Annotated in this window: 18 protein-coding genes; 7 read left to right on the top strand and 11 right to left on the bottom strand. The window is 54.2% G+C overall.

The genetic code is table 11. The features are described 5' to 3' along the window. Positions 1 to 6: 6 nt before the first annotated feature. Positions 7 to 957 carry a hypothetical protein gene (locus ACQYWX_RS13190; protein ID WP_431689089.1) on the top strand — a complete coding sequence of 317 codons (951 nt, stop codon included), beginning with the start codon at positions 7 to 9 and terminating at the stop codon, positions 955 to 957. Further along, positions 954 to 2933 carry an ATP-binding protein gene (locus ACQYWX_RS13185; RefSeq protein ID WP_431689088.1) on the top strand — a complete coding sequence of 660 codons (1980 nt, stop codon included), beginning with the start codon at positions 954 to 956 and terminating at the stop codon, positions 2931 to 2933. The genes ACQYWX_RS13190 and ACQYWX_RS13185 overlap by 4 nt, the downstream gene beginning before the upstream one ends. Before the next feature lie 21 nt (positions 2934 to 2954). Here ACQYWX_RS13185 and gorA read toward each other — a convergent pair whose 3' ends face one another. The 11 genes from gorA to gspE all read right to left on the bottom strand — a co-directional run bounded on the left by gorA (position 2955) and on the right by gspE (position 13457). Beyond that, positions 2955 to 4301: a glutathione-disulfide reductase gene (gene gorA, locus ACQYWX_RS13180; protein ID WP_431689087.1), complete on the bottom strand. Its 1347-nt coding sequence runs from the start codon at positions 4299 to 4301 to the stop codon at positions 2955 to 2957. Positions 4302 to 4359: 58 nt separating this feature from the next. Then, on the bottom strand, positions 4360 to 4986 hold the full coding sequence (locus ACQYWX_RS13175) for a GNAT family N-acetyltransferase (protein ID WP_127970117.1): 627 nt from the start codon (positions 4984 to 4986) through the stop codon (positions 4360 to 4362). A gap of 377 nt (positions 4987 to 5363) precedes the next feature. Continuing rightward, positions 5364 to 5879 carry a type II secretion system protein GspM gene (gene gspM / locus ACQYWX_RS13170; protein ID WP_431689086.1) on the bottom strand — a complete coding sequence of 172 codons (516 nt, stop codon included), beginning with the start codon at positions 5877 to 5879 and terminating at the stop codon, positions 5364 to 5366. A 12-nt stretch (positions 5880 to 5891) separates the two neighbouring features. After that, entirely contained in the window at positions 5892 to 7181 is a 1290-nt protein-coding gene (gene gspL / locus ACQYWX_RS13165; RefSeq protein WP_431689085.1) for a type II secretion system protein GspL, read from the bottom strand. 67 nt (positions 7182 to 7248) lie between these two features. Further along, on the bottom strand, positions 7249 to 8376 hold the full coding sequence (gene gspK, locus ACQYWX_RS13160) for a type II secretion system minor pseudopilin GspK (RefSeq protein ID WP_431689084.1): 1128 nt from the start codon (positions 8374 to 8376) through the stop codon (positions 7249 to 7251). Next, positions 8279 to 9103, bottom strand: a complete 825-nt coding sequence (gspJ, locus tag ACQYWX_RS13155; RefSeq protein WP_216737990.1) for a type II secretion system minor pseudopilin GspJ — start codon at positions 9101 to 9103, stop codon at positions 8279 to 8281. Before gspJ ends, gspK begins: the two co-directional genes overlap by 98 nt. Further along, positions 9103 to 9516 carry a type II secretion system minor pseudopilin GspI gene (gene gspI / locus ACQYWX_RS13150; protein WP_216737991.1) on the bottom strand — a complete coding sequence of 138 codons (414 nt, stop codon included), beginning with the start codon at positions 9514 to 9516 and terminating at the stop codon, positions 9103 to 9105. Before gspI ends, gspJ begins: the two co-directional genes overlap by 1 nt. Then, positions 9500 to 10054 (bottom strand): type II secretion system minor pseudopilin GspH, encoded by a 555-nt coding sequence (gene gspH / locus ACQYWX_RS13145; RefSeq protein ID WP_216737992.1) that lies wholly within the window; start codon positions 10052 to 10054, stop codon positions 9500 to 9502. Before gspH ends, gspI begins: the two co-directional genes overlap by 17 nt. Positions 10055 to 10101: 47 nt before the next feature. Continuing rightward, complete coding sequence (gene gspG / locus ACQYWX_RS13140; protein ID WP_431689083.1) at positions 10102 to 10551, bottom strand: type II secretion system major pseudopilin GspG; 450 nt, start codon at positions 10549 to 10551, stop codon at positions 10102 to 10104. A gap of 41 nt (positions 10552 to 10592) precedes the next feature. Further along, complete coding sequence (gspF, locus tag ACQYWX_RS13135; protein WP_216737994.1) at positions 10593 to 11816, bottom strand: type II secretion system inner membrane protein GspF; 1224 nt, start codon at positions 11814 to 11816, stop codon at positions 10593 to 10595. An 84-nt stretch (positions 11817 to 11900) separates the two neighbouring features. Then, positions 11901 to 13457 carry a type II secretion system ATPase GspE gene (gspE, locus tag ACQYWX_RS13130; RefSeq protein ID WP_279507140.1) on the bottom strand — a complete coding sequence of 519 codons (1557 nt, stop codon included), beginning with the start codon at positions 13455 to 13457 and terminating at the stop codon, positions 11901 to 11903. Positions 13458 to 13764: 307 nt separating this feature from the next. Between gspE and ACQYWX_RS13125 the strand changes: the two genes are divergently transcribed. The 5 genes from ACQYWX_RS13125 (at position 13765) to ACQYWX_RS13105 (ending at position 19189) form a co-directional block, all read left to right on the top strand. Continuing rightward, entirely contained in the window at positions 13765 to 14640 is an 876-nt protein-coding gene (locus tag ACQYWX_RS13125) for a type II secretion system protein N (protein WP_431689082.1), read from the top strand. Between the two features lie 308 nt (positions 14641 to 14948). Beyond that, positions 14949 to 15614 carry a transglutaminase-like cysteine peptidase gene (locus ACQYWX_RS13120; protein ID WP_127970108.1) on the top strand — a complete coding sequence of 222 codons (666 nt, stop codon included), beginning with the start codon at positions 14949 to 14951 and terminating at the stop codon, positions 15612 to 15614. Positions 15615 to 15873: 259 nt separating this feature from the next. Next, positions 15874 to 16257, top strand: coding sequence for a MerR family transcriptional regulator (locus ACQYWX_RS13115; RefSeq protein ID WP_216737996.1), 384 nt, complete (start codon positions 15874 to 15876; stop codon positions 16255 to 16257). A 93-nt stretch (positions 16258 to 16350) separates the two neighbouring features. After that, positions 16351 to 17520 carry an isovaleryl-CoA dehydrogenase gene (locus tag ACQYWX_RS13110; protein ID WP_431689081.1) on the top strand — a complete coding sequence of 390 codons (1170 nt, stop codon included), beginning with the start codon at positions 16351 to 16353 and terminating at the stop codon, positions 17518 to 17520. A gap of 61 nt (positions 17521 to 17581) precedes the next feature. After that, positions 17582 to 19189, top strand: coding sequence for a carboxyl transferase domain-containing protein (locus tag ACQYWX_RS13105; protein WP_431689080.1), 1608 nt, complete (start codon positions 17582 to 17584; stop codon positions 19187 to 19189). Positions 19190 to 19193: the final 4 nt, after the last annotated feature.

The following is a 19193-nucleotide window of genomic DNA, read 5'->3' as shown; positions in this document are numbered from 1 at the left end:
CCAGGGATGGCCGGTATTTTTTCATCGTTAGTCCTCTCTCTCGCCGCCGCCCGGCGTTACGCGGTCTGCTGGGCCGCCTTGATGCTGGCGCTGTCTCTCGCCACCGCCGCAGGCGCCCAGGAGTTCAGTCTGATAGTCTATGTGGCCGGTCCGGAAAGAACGCCAATCGCCGCCAAGTTCCTGGAGGAATTCAAAGCGCTGTCTCCCGCTCCCTGGCGCGCGGAGTTCATCAGCGACGCCAATATCCACTTTTCCACATTGGAGAACGACGCCGTCATTCTGGCGTTGGGTGAACGGGCATTGCAACAAAGTCTGGCAGGAGCTAAAGGACAACTGGTGATCAGTCTGTTTGTCAGTCGCAGCGACTATCTGAGATTAACCCGGGAATATCCCGGCGCAACGCCGCACACCGCTATCTTTTTGGATGCGCCGTTGCAGCGACAGGCGCGACTGGCGGGCTTGATACTGCCCACCGCCCGGACGGCGGGGGTACTCAGCGCCCAGCCATTGACGGACTTGCCCGCCACGCCGGTGGCCGGGCAACTGCTCAGCAACTACCCATTATCCCAATATGAAAGCGCGCAACGCATGCTCAGCGCCGCGCTCGACAATACCGACTATCTGTTGGGCATTCTGGACACTGATGTTTTCAACGGCTCGCAGATCAAACACATATTGCTCACCGCCTACCGTCACAATCGCTTTTTGATCGGCCCTTCTCTCGCTTTCGTCAAAGCCGGGGCGCTCGCCACTACTTATTCAACCAGCGCCGACTTCGCCCGTCAGACGACGGAAATAGTCCAGCGCTATCTTACTGACAAAAAGCCAGCTCCATCGGAGCATTCCCGCTACTTTTCCGTCGCCGTCAATATCCAGGTGGCGCGCTCGCTGAATTTAATCATTCCCGATGCCTACGAGTTACAGCATCGCCTGGAAATGTCAGAGGCTGAACAATGAAACGCGGTTTTCAAGACTGGAGCGTTTACAAAAAGTCGTTACTGCTCGGCCTGTTGCCCAGCGGCTTGATGTTTGCGTGCCTGGTTTTCTTCTTCACCACCGTGCGGCTGAGCGAAGCCCGCACTGACCTGATCGCGCGGGGACAACTGATCGCCGACCAGCTCGCTCCGGCGGTGGAATATGACGTCATCTCCGGCAACACCGGCGCCCTGGAGAAGCTGCTTGGCAAAGTCGCTCAGTCACCGCTGGTGCACCACATCACCATTCACGACTCCTTTGGCAACTTGATGGCGGAGATCGACGGCGCAGGACGCAAGCTGGCCGACGCCGACGAAACGCCCATCCTGCTGTCTGCGGATATTCTGCAGTCACAGATCGAATTGGAGAACGACGCCTTCGCCAGTTTCGCCAGCGAGTTCCAGTTCACAACCGGTCCTTCACGGATCGGCAAGGTGGAAGTCGCTATTACTGAAAGCGTCATCATTGAGGGCCAGCACCGGATTATCTACAGTTCCTTCACTGTGGCCGCTCTACTCATGTTCCTCACCTATCTGCTAATCCGGAATATGGCGCGCTCCATCGCCAATCCCATTGAGCAGCTCACCGCCGGTGTGGAGTTAATTAAAAACGGCGACTACCGCACCCGGGCGCCGGACATCAGAGGGCTGGAGCTGAGCCGATTGCGGGACAGCATCAATCAGTTAGCTGTGGCGCTGGAAAAAGCCAGCCTGGAGCAGACGGAACACCTGGGAATGATCGAAACCGCGCGCAACGAGGCAGAGAGCGCCAGCAAGGCCAAGAGCGAGTTTCTGGCCATTATGAGCCATGAGTTGCGCACCCCCATGAACGGCGTGTTGGGCATGTTGCAGTTATTGCAGGAAACCCAGCAGGACGAGGAACAGAAAGAATATACCCATGTCGCCATGCGCTCCACGGAACACTTGATCGCTATCATCGACGATATTCTGGATTTCTCCAAAATTGAGCGCGGACGTCTTTCCATCGACCCCATTGAATTTAACCTGCGCTCCCTGGTGGAGGAAACGCTCAATGCCTTCCGCCCTCAGGTCGAAGAAAAAGGCCTGTTATTGCATCAGGAGTACGAAGGCGAGCTGCAGGACGCGCTGGTCACCGCCGACCCCGCCCGTATTCGCCAAGTGCTCGCTAACCTGATTAACAACGCCATCAAGTTTACCGCGGAGGGCTATATCCGCGTGCACGCCAATTGGGAAGAAATCGGCGCAGACAAAGTCTGCTTCACCTGCGAAGTGGAGGACAGCGGTATCGGCATCGCTCCCGAACAGCAGCGCCGCATGTTCAGCTCGTTCCAACAGGCGGATCAGTCCAATTCGCGGCGCTACGGAGGAACCGGCCTGGGTCTGGCGATCGCCAAGCGACTGCTGGAATTGATGGAAGGGGAAATTTTCGTTGAAAGTGAATCCGGAAAAGGCAGCTGCTTCAAATTCGCGCTAACGCTGCATTATCGGCGCTCACCGGACGGCGCCAGTTGGAGCGCTCCGGCGGCCGGACCGATTCCTCAGTTCCAGGGCCGGGTTTTGATTGTGGAGGATAATCAGGTCAACCAGAAAGTCACCTGCGGTATCCTCAACAAGCTGGGCATCGAAACTGAAAATGCCGACAACGGCGAAGAAGCCCTGCAAAAAGTACGCGGGAGCAAATACGATCTGATCTTCATGGACTGTCAGATGCCAGTCATGGACGGGTATCAGGCCACCGCCAAGATCCGGCAAATGGAATCCCGCGCAGGCGTCAAACCTACTCCCATTGTCGCGTTGACGGCCAACGCCCTGGAAGGCGCCGCCGACGCCTGTCGTAAGGCTGGTATGGATGATTACCTGAGCAAACCCATCAAGAAGCAACAGCTAGTGGATTGCCTGCAGACTTGGCTGGGCGAATCCGACGCGGAAAACCCCACGCCGGAAAACGCCGCCGCTCACGGCGATGAAGATCGCTAAAAGAAGCGCTCGAGGCGGCCCCTAAACAGGCTGCCGCATAGTGACGAACTCTTCCGCACTGGAAGGATGGATGCCGATGGTGGTGTCAAATATCGCCTTTGTGGCGCCAGCTCGAATCGCCACCGCCAATCCCTGAATAATCTCCGCCGCTTCCGAGCCGACCATGTGTGCGCCAAGAACCACATCCGTATCCCCGTCCACAATCAGTTTCATCATGGTGCGTTCCTGATTGCCGCTGAGAGTGTTTTTCAAAGCGCGGAAGCTGGAGCGGAAGACCTTGATATGACTGTGCTTCGCCCTCGCCTCTTCCTCAGTTGGGCCTATCGTAGCGACGCTGGGCTGGGAGAACACCGCCGTGGGGATGCGTTCATAATCCACCGACACCGGATTCTCGCCAAACAGGTAGTTAGCGACGTACATGCCTTCTGACAGCGCCACTGGGGTGAGCTGATAACGGTCAATCACATCACCGACGGCGAATATGCCAGGCACATTGGTCTGGTAATCGTCATCCACCAGCACCTCGCCTCTGGCGCCCAGCTTGACGCCGCTTTCCTCCAATCCCAGTCCGGCTGTATTTGGCGTCCTGCCCGTCGCATGAAGCGTTAGTCCAACCTGCAGCGTGGCGCCGGATTTGAGCTTCACCAAATAAGGCGCAACGTCGTCGCTAGTCTTTTCGATGGCGACGACGTCCTCTTCCAAGTGAAGATGAATGCCTTTCTTGACGATCTCATCGTGCAAGAAGTCGCGAATATCGCCGTCGAACTTCTTCAACAGGCGCGGACCGCGATAAACCAAGTGAGTCTCTACGCCAAGGCCCGCAAGTATGCCGGCGAACTCCACAGCGATATAACCGCCGCCCACCACAATCGCCTTATTCGGCAGACGCTCCAGGTAGAACATAGCGTCGGAATCCAGACTATGTTCGCAACCTGGGAACTCCGGCATGAACGACTTGCTGCCGGTAGCCACCAGAATATGTTTTGTTTGCAGCACCTCGCCGTTTACTTCAACTTGGCCGGGGGCTTTAATCGTCCCGCGCCCGTCAATAATTTCCACGCCGGCGTTTTTGAGAAGATTCTCATAAATGCCGTTCAAGCGTTTGATTTCATTATCTTTGTTTTCCACCAGCCGACGCCAGTTGAAGGTTGGCGATCCTGTATCCCAACCGAAGCCCTGGGCGTCGTGGAAGTCTTCACCGTAGTGGGAAGCGTAGACAAACAGCTTTTTCGGCACGCAACCTACGTTAACGCAGGTGCCGCCGTAGAAACGCTCTTCGATAATGGCGACTTTCGCCCCTGACTGAGCCGCGACGCGAGCCGCCCTCACGCCTCCAGAACCGGCCCCAATAACAACTAAATCATACATTTAAAGCGCCTTATTAAGCTTTTACGTTAGGTAAATTAATAAATCGGCGGACAGCGCTTCAGTGGCAAGGTTTGAACAACACCGTTTCGGTGACGTTGCCCAAACGCACCTCGCCTACTTTTTCATAGCCCAGCCCGAGATAAAAGCGCAGATAACGCGCATTGCCAGTATCCAGCCCTATGCCGGAGGACAGCGGACTCTCACGACAGATGCCTTCAATCACCTGCATCAGCATACGTCCGTATCCCTTACTCTGGTATTTGGGGTGCACACCGATAAAAGGCAAGTGGTGATGGGTGTCTTTCGGCAAACAGGCGTGCACCTGCTCGTGGTAATCAATGTAACGTTTGGTGGAGGACAAACCCGCGGTCAGCATCATTCTGATGCGCCAGTTCAGTTGATCGGCGAGACTGAACCTGGCTTCCGGGCTGCCAATAAATGCAACCGCCACCAGCGTATCCTCATCCACCAGCCCCAGCGCATCCTGATTGTGCGCAAAGTGCAGCTCCAACCCTTCACGGATGGTGGCGCGAACTCTTTGGTCATAACCGGGGCGGGAAGAATCAAATAAATACTGAAAGGTGGGTTCATGGCGGTAGGCATGAAACAGAATGGACTTTGCTTCAGACAACGCGCTTCTGTCCAAGCGCACTAAAGCAGTGTCAGCGACGAGGTCCCCAGTCATTTTATGGTCTCCTGAGAGCTAGAAAGTATCATTATTTTTATATTTGTACTTCCAAGCGCGCTGAACAGGCGTTCTACAGGCCCAAGCCGGTTAATACCGGCCAGACGCACCGTTACCCGCAGGGGTCTCTCCAGGCGCTTGCCGACTGTATTACTGCTGTCGTTCCTTTTACTGCTTCAGCATTAAAAACCGCTTCCCTAGTCGTTTTAACGCATGCCCAAAGAGGAAAGTTCCCGCCCCTGGGCCTCGGGTTATACAACCCGCTGACGCGTCCTTGCGCCAGTCAATAAAATGGGTCCGTTATCTGAATTCTGACGAATTTTCCGGATAGCGTCAGCGGCTGATGAAAACAGCCGCATCCACTGATAATAAAGGGATTAAATGCTTAAGGAAAGCCTGGAGCTGACAACTCCGGGCGCATCGGCTTTATCTACGGTGATCTGCTCAACCGCGACGCCATAGTTCTTCTCAAGCTCGCCCAGCCACAGCATCAGTTGGTTGAACGAGACTTTATCCAGCCACACATTGACCTTGTCTTCGCCACGCGGCTCGAAGCGCTGTAACTCCAACCCAAACTTGCGAGCGCTGCTACCCACGGTGGACAACAATGACTGGCCGCCGGAGATCGAACCTTTTCCAGCACCGCTTTGACGCGAAGAGGCGCGTGCACGGGCTTCATTTTCTTTCATCCAGGTCAAAGACTCGTGCGATGCTTCCGCACTGTTCTTTGAACTCTCGACAAAGTCCTGCACCGGAGCCCATACAAACATGTAAACACTGAACGCCGCCACGACCAGAATCATCCACTTCAGAGCGGTCTGATCACGCTGCGACAGGCCGTAAAACCAGCTCAGGCCCTTGCCCACGGCGGGGATCTTTTTAAGTTGCTGCATGCTTCCCATTGCTTAGCTCCCCTTAATGGTAATCTTGCCGCGGACGCCACTGGGCTCTTTGATTGCAGAGCCGATGTCCACCTGATAACCCGACTGCACCAGCGCCTGCTTGTAACGATCCAGCTGGTCCAAGGAAGGGGCTTTCACTTCCACCGCGAGCTCGCCGCGCTGGTTGCTGAACTGGAGGTTGTTGAAGCCCATATTCTGCTTGCCGGGCTGCACGGAGAGTTGATAACCCGCCTCACCCAATAGCAGCAAAAAGCCTCCGCCGCCCGTGTTGCTGGCGTTACGCAGTTTGCCTTCCATTTGTCGCTTGGGGCTGCTCACGTTTTTCTCATTGGGATACAGCGAACGGTATAGCTTGACCATTTGCTGATCGTATTCATCCGCCTGCTTCTGGTACATGAACCCTTGCGTCAGGTCCAGGCCGACCTGAATGGCGAACCATCCCGCCGCGACCGCCGCAACAGGCCACCATTTGCCGATGCCGGATGAACCGCTGCTTTCTTTAATCGCATAGGGGCCCTGACATAGGTTGGCGGCATGGCTGGTGTTGAAAAAAGATTCGCACAGCAAGTCGAAGGACGGTACGGAAAAAGTCTCCATCTGTACGATCGCGCCGTCAACGTGCTCAATTTGCGCCAACAGAACGCCCAGACTTTCTTTTTGATCTTCCGGCGTCAGCACGCGAATATTCCACGCCGGCGCCTCGTCGTCCTCAGAAGAAGCACGGCTGCGCGCGCAAATTTCCAGGTAGGGCAACAGGTTTTCATGATGGGTGCGCATACACACCAGACCAGGCTGAAACAGCAACACTTCATCGCCGTCAAACAGCACCGTTAATGCGCCCTCTTCGCCCGGGCACATTTGCGCGTCCACATACATACCATGTAGTGGAAACTCCAGCGCGCTCGCGGCTTCAAACCAGCGGTCCATCCGTTCGCGACGAATGACCAGCACCGGATACTCTTCTTTGCCGATACGTTCACCGGTCACCAAGTGCATGGATTCAACGTCTTCCGCGATGGCTTCTTCTATGGCGAAGGGCAACGCCTGCTGCACATAGCGCGCCTGTTTGGCGGCCACGTGGGCGACCGTGAAGGTAAAATGAGAGGCTGGCAGCACATACTGCACCCAGACATCCTGCAGATCGTGCTGAGCCACCAACTGCATCAGCTCTTCGGCGTCGTCAGCCCTTCCGGAACCAATCCGCTCGCCCGTATAACTATACAACGCCCATTCCAGCGCTGTGGCGGCGGCTTGGGTGACCGGAATCGGTCTAACAAATAACTTGATGGTCATAATTCACACATTTAATTATTTTCTTCCGAACAGTCCCGCGACGGAAAGCCAGAAACTGATCCTGTCCTTATTTGGGAACATACACTTCCTTGGTAATGTCTTCTTTCTTACCAAAATCCCGTCGCAAAACGCTGGTGTTACCTTCTTCAGCGTCACGATGAATTATAGATATTAACCGCGTTGTCCGTTCATTAAAAATAGCGCGCAACGTCGCTTGAAAATACTCGCTATTCACTCTAAACAATTTCTTGGGTATTTCCTTCTTGCCCGCTAACTCGGCCAGAGAAAGAAACTGATTCACGTCAGCGAAATGCCCTTCCTCTTTGCGAATGTCGACAATCTTATCCGCAGTCTGTTTATCCAGCCCGGGAATATACGCCATCAACACTTCCGCCGGCGCGGTGTTCACATTGAGCATGCCGGAGCTGTTGGGCAGTATCGCCACAAACTTCTTAAGCTCTTTATAAGTCGCCGCGTCCATGCCGTCGATCAGCCAAAATTCCGATATATCATTGAAATACGAGTTTGCGGCGCGATATGGCGGCTTTTTGAGCAGATAGGTTTCTTCTTCCGCGCCTTTGAGCTGATAGATCTGATCGTCCACGTCAATCCAGTCTACGAACTTCTCCGCCGTCACATCCGGATTGATGTCTTTTAGTGAACTCAACAAACGCTCAAACTGCTGGACCGCTTCTTTATTGACTGCGCTGGCGCCGTTTTTATTGGTGACCAGACTGTTAATATTGAAGCGCCCCATGAGATCGTCGATTTGCCCCTGAATACCGACATTGGTGTCGATGGGAATCTGAATCGCGTACTGCCCCCAGGGCTCATCAGTGTTATCGACCTCGTGGTCCACCATTTTGTTGGCTTTTTTATCCTGGGCGAAGTCCTCACGCAATATGGTTCTGGCATAGGTTTCCGCCGCCAGGGCGTACATCTTCGCCTGATCTTGCTCCAGAATATTAGAGGTGCGTCGAATATCCAGGTAATGAATATTAAAGAGGCCGGCCACCAGCACCATCACCAGCGCGACGATGAAGATGACGATAAGCGCCGCTATGCCGGACTGCTTGCGCAGCCCGCGATTTCCGCCACTAACCACGACCGCTACCTGAGTCGCCGCCACCATTGGGATCGGGTTTATCGCCACCGGAATTGTTACCGCCGCTACCGCCTCCAGAAGTACCGCCATTACCGCCGCCATTGGCGGAATCCTTAATCTCAGCCCAACCCGCCACTTGATATATGCGACGGATGCTGCCGAACTTCTCATGGTCCAAGGTAATTTCCAGCGCTTTAGGCACTTTCAAATAGGCGGGCTCGTTCTGATTGGTCAACATGTCTTCCGTTGGCCATTCGTTATGCCACTGGTTGTCTTTGTCCATAAATCTGAACTTCACGGATTTGACGTGCGTCAGCAGACGCTGCTTCAGCGGCTGAGAGTCCTGCGCCCGGTCCATGACCTCCCAGTACTCCCGATATAACGTATTCTCTTCCAGCTCATAAGAAACCCGCTGCAGATTACTGCGGCGACTGATTTCCTCTTCATCATCCGCGATCAGCTCCAGCAGATCGTTAGTGTCTCGCCAACCCGTGCGGGAAAACTCGATCAGCTTCAGCGCATTAAGGTTAGTGACGGAATAGAATTCATCGCCATATTCCCCGCGTACGCTACGGGCGACAATTTGACCGAGATCGCCTTCCAGCACGCGCTGCGCCTTTTGAATTTCTTCCAGAGACTCGCTCTTGGTTTCCAGATTTTTTTTGTTGCGTATCCCCTGCCCCAAAAACTGAAACGCGGCCGTCCCGATAATCGCCGTGATGGTGACGGCGATCAGCACCTCCAGCAAAGTAAAGCCTCGCTCCCGGGAGCGGGATGTTACGGCGGCGGGTTTTGACGACATGACTGCGGGAGACATCAGGAGTTATTACCTATAAACGAGGTGACCGAGATAACCTGCCTTTCGGACAAGTTCGCCGTATCGGCGATCAGGACCTGAATTTCCACTTTTCTCATCTGGGGGTTCGGCGTCGCGATGACTTTTTCGACAACACGCCAAGTACGGCTGGCGTACTCTATCGTTTTCTTCTTCTCACCAACGGCGGGGAAGTTTTCCGCGATGGCGAGCTCGGTGTATTCATTGTCTGCAATCCAGGCGGCGAAAGTTTTTAGCTCCAACTGCTCCGTCTGCTTCACAATCTGCGTCATACCACGCACCAAAGCGGCGACGCTGATGGAAAAAATGAGCAACGCCACCAGCACTTCCAGTAGCGTAAAGCCTTCTGCTCGGCTTCGCGGCGACCGCCGCAACGGTTTAAGCATCTTCATCATCCGCCAGCCCTTTCAACTCAAATCCGTTCAACCCATCGGACTTGATGATGAACTTAATGTCTTCATTACTTTTCAGCTTCAGCTCGATGTTGACCGGGGTATTTTCCCCGCTGGACAAAAACAGAATTTGAGGGAGGAACTTCTTGTCTTTGTCGTCCTTCTTGTCTTTCTTGCCTTCGTCCTTGTTTTTCAGCTCAATTTCTTTGTTCTTTTTGTCAAAGTCCAAAACCACCCATTCAGGCAGTTCTCTTTCTTTCAGAAATTCCTGCGGCAATTCAATCCAGGCAAGCGCCGTATCGTCAAATCCCATGAACGCATAGCCGTGATCGTCCAGGCGCAATCCAATGTCCACATTCTGAAAGATGGCTTCGTCGGATGTCATCTGCATGATGGCCAGAAGTTTTCTGGCCTCATTTTCCAACTCCCGGCGCTCACGATTACCACTGACCACCAACGTGACCATGCCGACCATTACCGAGATAATGACCAGCACGACCAGTATTTCAATCAGCGTAAAACCTTTGTGAGCGCGCTTCATAATGTCTCTATCCAATCGCCGCCCCTGACACAGAGACGGCGCATCGGTTATTTATCCCAGCTGGTGATGTCGGCGTCGTAACCTTCGCCGCCTTCTTTACCGTCAGCGCCTAATGAATACAGGTCAAAAGCGCCATGAGTGCCGGGAGCAATGTAAACGAATTCTCTCTGCCAGCCGTCAACAGGCAGTTTGTCGATATAACCATCCGGGTTCCAGTTTTTCGCTTCTGGGAAACCGGACGGCTTATTCACCAGCGCTTCGATGCCCTGCTCACTGCTGGGATAATTGTAGTTATCCAGCTTGTACATATTCAGAGCATTGCTGATGGTTTTGATGTTGGTTTGCGTGGTCGTCACTTTCGCCTGGTCAGCGCGCCCCAAAATCTTGGGCGCTACAGCAGCCACCAGCAATCCAAGGATAACCAATACAACCATGATTTCGATCAGGGTGAAGCCCTGTACGGATTTCCTGGTTTTGAATGACGCTTTAGGTTTCATTTTTTCCCTCTGTAACATTACTTCTTTTATTGATGTGTATTTTAACCAACCAGATCGCTCATGCTCAAAATCGGCAACATGATCGCCATAACGATGATCAGTACGACGCCACCCATGACCAAAAGCATCAAGGGCTCGAACAGTCCGACCATCGTTGCGATGCGGCTTTGCAGATCGTTTTCCTGGCTGCTGGCGGTCCTTTCCAGCATTTCCCCCAACTCACCGCTGGCCTCGCCGCTGGCGATCATATGAATCATCATCGGCGGAAAATAACCGGTCTGCTCCAGGCACTTGTACAGACTGCCGCCTTCCCGCACTTTCTGCGCCGCTTCGGCGACCCGTAGTTTCAGCCATTGATTACTCAACACCTCGCCAGCGATGCGCATGGCGTCCACCAGCGGCACGCCGCTGCTGTTGAGTATGCTGAGAGTACTGGCGAAACGGGCGGTATTAACTCCCCGCGACATCTTCGCGGTGAAGGGAAGGTGCAGCAATTGCCGATGCACCTGAAGTCGGAAGCCTTCTTTTTTCATTGCATAAGTGAAGGAAAAGAAGGCGATGATCAGAGCGGCCACAATAAACAGCGCATAGCTGGCGACGAAATCGCTCAACGCCAGAATCACCTGGGTCAACGCAGGCAGCTCCTGCCCTTTGCTGACGAACACTTTGATGATGTCAGGTACGACGTAACCCAGCAAAAAGCCGACGATGCCGAACGCCACGAAGGTAAGAATCACCGGGTAGATGGCGGCCAGCTGTATTTTTTGCCGACTCATCTGCCGTTGCTCGGTGTAGTCAGCCAGACGATTCAATACCAAGTCCAAATGACCTGCATGCTCACCCGCCGCTACCGTTGAACGGTAAAGCTCCGGAAACGCGCTGGGGAATTCGCTAAGGCTGTCCGCCAGCGAATACCCCTCCAGCACCTTCGCGCGCACCGCCAGCATCATACTTCTGACTTTGGCTTTTTCGCTTTGCGAAGCCACAGCGCTCAGCGTTTCCTCTACCGGAATGCCGGACTGAATCAGTGTGGCGATCTGACGGGTCAACAGCGCCAAATCAGAGGCGCTAAGCCGACTGCCGCGAGGACGAAAGGCGCCTCCGCCATTTTTGTTGCTCTGCTTGTCAGACGCCTGGGTGACTTCCAGCGGCGTCCAGCCTTTATCTCGAATCTGCTGCCTGACCTGACGGGCGCTATCCGCTTCAAGAACGCCTTTTTGCGGACGCCCCTTTTGGTCCAGGGCTTTAAAATCAAATGCTGCCATATGCGGTAATACTATGAAATTTAGACTGCCGTTCTGAAGTAAGCGCCCGCCGTCGAACCTTCTTCAATAATCGCCCTTTGCGCTTTACTCCCGGTGAGTTACCCGCACCACCTCTTCCACAGAGGTCAGGCCCTTCAACACCTTAGCGATGCCGTCCGCATGAATGCTGGGGCCACGCTTGCGCGCGCAGGCTTCCAGCTCCATTTCGCCGGCTTGTTTATGCACCAGGTGACGCAATTCCTCATCGACCTCAATCACCTCATAGATCCCCAAACGTCCGCGATAGCCGAGGTGGTTACATTCAGCGCAGCCTTTCGCGTGGTAGATATGCTGAGGATTTTGCGGATCAATGCCGAGGAACTCGCAAACTTCGTCGTCCGGCGTGTAAGCCTCTTTGCAGTGCTCGCACAATACGCGCACCAGACGCTGAGCTATTACGCCGATCAAACTGGAAGATATCAAAAATGGCTCCACGCCCATATCCATCAAACGGGTTACTGCCCCCACCGCACTATTGGTGTGAAGGGTGGACAATACCAAGTGTCCAGTCAAACTCGCCTGTACTGCGATTTCGGCCGTTTCCAAGTCCCGGATCTCACCAATCATCACCACGTCCGGGTCCTGACGCAGAATGGCGCGCAGACCTCGTGCAAAGGTCATATCGACTTTGGTGTTGACCTGAGTCTGACCGATGCCGGGCAGGTTGTATTCGATAGGGTCTTCAACCGTCAGGATATTGCGGCTGCGGTCATTGATTTCAGACAGTCCCGCGTACAAGCTGGTGGTTTTACCGGAGCCCGTAGGACCCGTCACCAAAATAATGCCGTGGGGACGATGGATCAGTTTCTTGATCAGATTGAAGTCACGATCGGCCATACCAAGCTTTTCAAGCTTCAACCTGCCCGCCTGTTTATCCAACAAACGCAGTACGATACGTTCGCCGTTGGCGGAAGGCATGGTGGACACCCGGATATCTACTTCTTTACCTGCAACGCGCAGGGAAATCCGGCCGTCCTGTGGAATTCTTTTTTCCGCGATGTCCAACCTGGACATAACCTTGATACGAGACACCAACAGCGGCGCCAAAGCCCGCTTCGGTTTGACCATTTCCCGTAATACGCCGTCCACGCGGAAGCGCACGACGAGGTCTTTTTCAAAGGTTTCTATGTGAATATCTGAAGCGTTGGTTTTTACCGCTTCCGTCAGGATGGCGTTGATCAGACGAATGATAGGCGCGTCGTCCTCCTGCTCCAGCAGGTCTTCCGTTTCTGGAACGGAATCCGCCAGACTGGCCAGATCCATGTCGTCACCCAGCCCCTCCACCATTTGCATCGCTTCGGTGGAGTCATTCTGATAGGCCTTCGCCAGACCATCCTCGAAGACGCCGTCTTCTATCACTTCAAAGCGGCATTTACCTTCGACATATCGATTTACTTCCGCAAATATTTGCGGCTTCAGCGACTCTTTAAAATAAACAACTTGGCCATGATTCTCATCCGGCTGACCGACGAACACGCCATGACGCTTGGCGAATGAAAACGGCAGGCGGTAATAGGACCGCGGCTGATCCTCCTGATCTTCGGAATCGTCCGTCAATACTGGAATCGCGTCTTCAGTTGCTTCGAGTTGGCGCTCGTCCATATCTAACCTTTAGTCTATTGTAAACATTGTCATTCCGGCTTACGCTCAGGCCATACATGGAAGCCGGGAAGGTTTGAGAATCTACTTTATCTTTTCAAGAGATTCCAGACTACCTGGTCTCATTTCATTTATAGTTAATTATATGTAATAAAGGCCATTAAATACCCGTTTTTAGTATATTTTTGAGAATTCCGGACTTTTCTTTTAGAGCTGCTACAGCAAAAATACCGGGCACAGAATTACTTAACCGGGACAATGGTCGCACATAATAAAAAGCGAGCCATTAGAACACCGAGACAGATTCATCGTGAACAAAGACAAACTACTCAATTCCGCCCCCTCCATTACGGCGTCGCTACTGTTGATCGCCGCTACCGCAACGGTTGGTTGGCGCGGTTATCAGTTCTGGCTCGACTACAACACCAAGAAGGAAATTGTAGTCAAGGCAGCGCCAGCAACCCAGGTCAAACAGGAACGCACCGTACAACAGTTGGCGCCCCTCAATCTGTTCGGCAAAAATGAACCTATCGCCCAGAAGAAAGAAACGGAAGATCTCCCCTCCACCAATCTGCGCCTGACTTTGCGCGGCGTGGCCGCCACCAACCTTGAAAAAGGCGAGTCCGGCGGCGCATTGATTGAGGGTCCGGATCGCAATACCGATTTCTTCCGCGTGGGCGAAAACATGCCCGGCAACGCAACGCTACACTCTGTCTACGCCAACCGCGTGGTCATTGATCGCCGAGGCAGCCTAGAGAACCTGTTCTTCCCGGAAGAGTCCAGTTCCGGCGCCAGTATAGAAAGCTACGCCAGCGTCTCCCGCGACGACGCCCCTGACTATACTGAGCCCGCCTACGAGGAACCCGTCTACGAAGAGCCTCAGTATCAAGAGCCTGAATACCCGGAGCCTCAGTACGAAGAACCCAAGTATGAGCAGCCTGACAGCGGCGGCGAGCCGGTTCCGGTCGTAGATGCGCCTCATGACGACGGCTCTCAGCAGGCGATTTCAGAACCCGCCTATCAGGAAGAACCGACTTATGCTATCGATCAGCCGCCGGAAGAGCTTTCCGAGCCCTCCAACGATAACAGTTCAGAGCTGAGCGAAATGGACGAACAACGTCGTCAGGAAATTCGTGATCGACTGCAAAAATTGCGCGAACAAATCCGTCAAAAGAACAACGGTTAGTCGCGCCCGATTTTAAGCGCCGAAACGTCAATATCGTTCCGGCGCCCAATTCCCCTCCCTAAATTAACGATTTCTAATCCTTGCTTTTTCAAACCCTGGCCATCCCAGCTCAATTAACTTTATTTCCCTTGTATTTAAGCCACTTAGGGCTAGTCTTAAGATTCACCTTTCCTTACACAGTTTTACAAAACTCATCCAGTCATATTTCCGATTAATTCCTATACTTAAACTCATAAACATAACTACGACTCCGGTCTAACAGCCGGCATTAACCACACCAACGACATCGACGACGGGACGCCCCACCTATGCAGTGGACAAGAAAATTGCGTGTCAAAACAGCCATTACCCTGTTTTCATGCTGGGCTCTTGTTGCGTCTGCGGCCTTCGAAATCAGTCAACAAATTCTGACTCATGTGGAGCGCGAATACGGCGGCTCCGCCCGCGAGCGCCTAGAGCGCTGGCAAAAACTGCTCAACACCCCCAAAGACATCCCTGACGAACGTAAGTTAATGATGGTCAACGCCTTCTTTAACGAAACTCAGTTCGTTCCGGACATCAAACACTGGGGGCAGGAAGATTACTGGGCGACGCCCGTTGAGCTGCTGGTCACCAATGGCGGCGACTGTGAAGACTACTCCATCGCCAAATATTTCGCCTTGCGCGAAATGGGCGTGCCGGACGACAAATTACGCATCACCTACGTTAAGGCGCTAAAGCTCAATCAGGCGCATATGGTGCTTGCGTACTACCCAGACCAGGACAAAGAACCGCTGATACTGGACAATCTGATTCAGGAAATCCGCTCAGGCTCCGAACGCGATGACCTCTATCCCATCTACAGCTTCAATGGCGACGGGCTATGGCTGTCCAAACAGCGCGGCTTGGGCAAACGCGTAGGTCAAGCCAACCGACTGGATCAGTGGAACGATTTAAACACGCGCATGCTGCAACAGTTGCAGACCCGCCTCTGATCTCATACCTCATTCAAGCAGGCGCGATTAGCCGCGCCTGATTTCTGACTTGTTTGTGTTTTTCTTTTCCAATCAAGCACTTTTCCGCTATCACTTTATTATTTTGCTTCAGCGCACCTTCTAGCCGCCGACCTATTTTCTTTTTATCTACTTACTCAGGCATCACCTACTTCCCGTCTCTTCATGGCGGCGCATTATAACGTTGACGTAAACGTAAACTTGCTGCAATAATTTTGCTCAATTCAGACAGAGAACGCCCATGACAAAAAACTACAGCATCAGTGACCTAGCGAAGGAGTTCGACGTTACCACAAGGACAATCAGGTTTTACGAAGCGGAAGGGCTGCTCAGCCCGGAACGACAGGGACAGACCCGCATCTACTCCGAAAAAGACCGCGTCTACCTCAAGCTTATTTTGCGAGGCAAACGACTCGGCTTCTCCCTGGCGGAATCCAAACAAATTATCTGCATGTACGACCCGGACAGCGGCAACCGGGTGCAGCTCCAACTGATGCTGAACAAGATTGCGGAAAAAAGAGACATCCTGAAGCAGCAGCTTTCTGATATCCGCCTCATGCAGGAGGAATTGGATGAAGCGGAAGAGCGCTGCCAACAGGCGCTGGCGGACTTTGAAAAAGGCTGACTAAGCGTGTGCGCGGCGAGCGTGCGCAACAAATCGCAGCAGGCCTTCTTCTGATGACATTGATTCAACGTTAAAAATAACAAAGGAACCATTATGGCCAATCACTATCACTCCCTGAACTTCGGACTGGGCGAAACCCTGGATATGCTGCGTGAACAGGTGGCGGGATTCGCGCAAAAAGAGATCGCGCCCATCGCCGCGCAGGTGGACAAAGACAACGCGTTCCCCAACCAATTGTGGCCGCGCCTGGGAGAAATGGGTCTGTTGGGCGTCACCGTCAGCGAAGAGTTCGGCGGCGCTGAACTGGGATATCTGGCTCATGTCCTCGTCATGGAAGAGATCAGCCGCGCATCCGCATCTGTCGCGCTCAGTTACGGCGCCCACTCTAACCTGTGCGTTAACCAGATTTACCGTAACGGCACGCCAGAGCAAAGACAGAAATATCTACCAAAACTGATCTCCGGCGAACATATCGGCGCTCTCGCCATGAGCGAGCCCAACGCCGGCAGCGATGTCGTCAGCATGAAATTGCAGGCGGTAAAAAAAGGCGACAAATATGTGCTTAACGGCGCCAAAATGTGGATCACCAACGGCCCTGACGCGCACACTTACGTCATCTACGCCAAGACTGACGTTCAGGCAGGCCCCAGAGGCATCACCGCATTCATCGTGGAGCGCGATTATCCCGGCTTCTCCCGCTCACCCAAACTCGACAAACTGGGCATGCGCGGCTCCAACACCTGCGAGCTGGTGTTCGATAACTGCGAAGTTCCGGAAGAAAATATTCTCGGCGGCCTCAACCAGGGCGTGAAAGTCCTGATGAGCGGCCTGGACTACGAGCGCGTCGTACTGGCCGCCGGCCCTATTGGCATCATGCAGGCCTGTATGGATGTCGTCGTTCCCTATATCCATGAGCGTGAGCAATTCGGCCAGGCTATAGGCCAGTTCCAGCTCATTCAGGGCAAAGTGGCGGACATGTACACCACCCTGAATGCCTGCCGCGCCTACCTTTATGCAGTCGCCGCCGCCTGTGATCGTGGCGAAACCACACGCAAGGACGCCGCTGGCGTGATTCTGTACTGCGCGGAAAAAGCCACCCAGATGGCCCTCGACGCCATTCAGATTCTGGGAGGTAACGGCTACATCAACGAATTCTCCGCTGGCAGACTGCTGCGCGACGCTAAGCTATATGAAATCGGCGCCGGCACCTCTGAGATCCGCAGAATGCTGATCGGCCGCGAACTGTTCGAGGAGTCTCGGTAGCCTTCGGCTGCCGTTCTCTACACGGAATCCAAACAACCACCCAGCAAGACAGGACGAAGCTATGGCTGTTCTGAAATCCCAAACATCCACCGACAGCGAAAGCTATCAAAGCCAATATGCGGCGATGAGCAAACTGGTGGATGATCTCAAGACTGAAATCAGTTTTATCGAACAAGGCGGCGGTCACGCCGCTCAGGAAAAGCAGCGCGCAAAAGGAAAGTTGCTGCCCCGTGAGCGCGTCGCCAAGTTGCTCGATCCCGGTTCGCCGTTTCTTGAAATCGGCCAATTCGCCGCCTACAACGTCTACGCAGACAACGTGCCCGCCGCAGGCGTCATCGCTGGTATCGGACGGGTCGAGGGCATTGAATGCATGATCGTCGCCAACGATTCGACGGTCAAAGGCGGCACCTACTACCCACTGACGGTGAAGAAGCACATTCGCGCTCAGACGATCGCAGAAGAGAACAACCTGCCCTGCATCTATCTGGTGGATTCCGGCGGCGCCAACCTGCCGCAGCAGGATGAAGTCTTCCCCGACAAGGAAGACTTCGGGCACATTTTTTATCGTCAGGCGCGCATGTCCGCCCAGGGCATTCCTCAGATCGCCGTGGTAATGGGTCTTTGCACCGCTGGCGGCGCTTATGTGCCCGCCATGGCGGACGAAGCCATCATGGTGAAAGGACAGAGCTCTATTTTCCTGGCGGGACCGCCTTTGGTGAAAGCCGCGACCGGCGAAGAAGTCAGCGCCGAGGAGCTGGGCGGCGCAGACGTTCATTGCAGAATCTCCGGGGTGGCAGACCATTACGCTCAAGACGAGTTTCACGCCCTCTTGCTGGCCAGACAGGCGGTTAAACGCCTCAACCGCAAGAAAACTGTCTCCATGGACATCCAGACGCCGGTAGAGCCGCTCTACCCCGCTCAACAGCTGCGCGGCGTCGTCCCCACTGATCTGCGTACGCCTTATGACGTGCACGAAGTCATCGCCAGACTGGTGGACGGCTCCGAATTCGACGAGTTCAAGGCGCTTTATGGCGCGACGCTGGTGTGCGGTTTCGCTCGTATCAACGGCTACCCTGTGGGCATCATCGCCAACAATGGCATTTTGTTCAGCGAGTCCGCCGTCAAAGGCGCGCACTTTATCGAGCTGTGCTGCCAACGCAAAATTCCTCTGGTGTTCCTGCAGAACATCACCGGTTTCATGGTCGGCAAGCAGTATGAGGAAGGCGGCATCGCCAAAAACGGCGCCAAGCTGGTCACCGCTGTCGCCTGCGCGGAAGTGCCCAAGTTCACTATAATCATTGGCGGCAGCTTTGGCGCTGGCAACTACGGCATGTGCGGCCGCGGCTACAACCCCCGCTTTCTGTGGATGTGGCCAAATGCGCGCATCGCAGTAATGGGCGGCGAGCAGGCGGCGGGCGTGCTGGCGCAGGTGCGCGAGGACAATCTACGCCGCAAAGGCGCGCTGTGGACCGAAGAGGAGAAACAGGCGTTCAAGGCCCCTACTATTCAGCAGTTCAACGAGCAGTCGCACCCCTATTACGCCTCCGCGCGCTTATGGGACGACGGCATCATCGACCCGGCGGACACCCGCATGGTGTTGAGTCTGGCGCTTTCCGCCTCGTTGAACGCCCCGATTAAAGACAGCAAATTCGGCGTGTTCCGCATGTAGGCGC

The sequence above is a fragment of the Hahella sp. NBU794 genome, assembly GCF_050749805.1.
GTDB lineage: Bacteria > Pseudomonadota > Gammaproteobacteria > Pseudomonadales > Oleiphilaceae > Hahella.
Note: the sequence above shows the minus strand (reverse complement) of the source record. Positions and strands in the feature narration are given on the sequence as shown.

Bases quoted from the DNA above. Each gene is read 5' to 3' on its own strand.
- gspJ (WP_216737990.1), bottom strand. From the start codon at position 9,103: ATGTCTCCCGCAGTCATGTCGTCAAAACCCGCCGCCGTAACATCCCGC.
- ACQYWX_RS13190 (WP_431689089.1), top strand. From the start codon at position 7: ATGGCCGGTATTTTTTCATCGTTAGTCCTCTCTCTCGCCGCCGCCCGG.
- gorA (WP_431689087.1), bottom strand. From the start codon at position 4,301: ATGTATGATTTAGTTGTTATTGGGGCCGGTTCTGGAGGCGTGAGGGCG.
- ACQYWX_RS13105 (WP_431689080.1), top strand. From the start codon at position 17,582: ATGGCTGTTCTGAAATCCCAAACATCCACCGACAGCGAAAGCTATCAA.
- gspH (WP_216737992.1), bottom strand. From the start codon at position 10,054: ATGAAGCGCGCTCACAAAGGTTTTACGCTGATTGAAATACTGGTCGTG.
- ACQYWX_RS13120 (WP_127970108.1), top strand. From the start codon at position 14,949: ATGCAGTGGACAAGAAAATTGCGTGTCAAAACAGCCATTACCCTGTTT.
- gspM (WP_431689086.1), bottom strand. From the start codon at position 5,879: ATGCAGCAACTTAAAAAGATCCCCGCCGTGGGCAAGGGCCTGAGCTGG.
- gspI (WP_216737991.1), bottom strand. From the start codon at position 9,516: ATGATGAAGATGCTTAAACCGTTGCGGCGGTCGCCGCGAAGCCGAGCA.
- ACQYWX_RS13185 (WP_431689088.1), top strand. From the start codon at position 954: ATGAAACGCGGTTTTCAAGACTGGAGCGTTTACAAAAAGTCGTTACTG.
- gspE (WP_279507140.1), bottom strand. From the start codon at position 13,457: ATGGACGAGCGCCAACTCGAAGCAACTGAAGACGCGATTCCAGTATTG.
- ACQYWX_RS13175 (WP_127970117.1), bottom strand. From the start codon at position 4,986: ATGACTGGGGACCTCGTCGCTGACACTGCTTTAGTGCGCTTGGACAGA.
- gspF (WP_216737994.1), bottom strand. From the start codon at position 11,816: ATGGCAGCATTTGATTTTAAAGCCCTGGACCAAAAGGGGCGTCCGCAA.
- ACQYWX_RS13110 (WP_431689081.1), top strand. From the start codon at position 16,351: ATGGCCAATCACTATCACTCCCTGAACTTCGGACTGGGCGAAACCCTG.
- ACQYWX_RS13115 (WP_216737996.1), top strand. From the start codon at position 15,874: ATGACAAAAAACTACAGCATCAGTGACCTAGCGAAGGAGTTCGACGTT.
- gspK (WP_431689084.1), bottom strand. From the start codon at position 8,376: ATGGCGGTACTTCTGGAGGCGGTAGCGGCGGTAACAATTCCGGTGGCG.
- gspG (WP_431689083.1), bottom strand. From the start codon at position 10,551: ATGAAACCTAAAGCGTCATTCAAAACCAGGAAATCCGTACAGGGCTTC.
- gspL (WP_431689085.1), bottom strand. From the start codon at position 7,181: ATGACCATCAAGTTATTTGTTAGACCGATTCCGGTCACCCAAGCCGCC.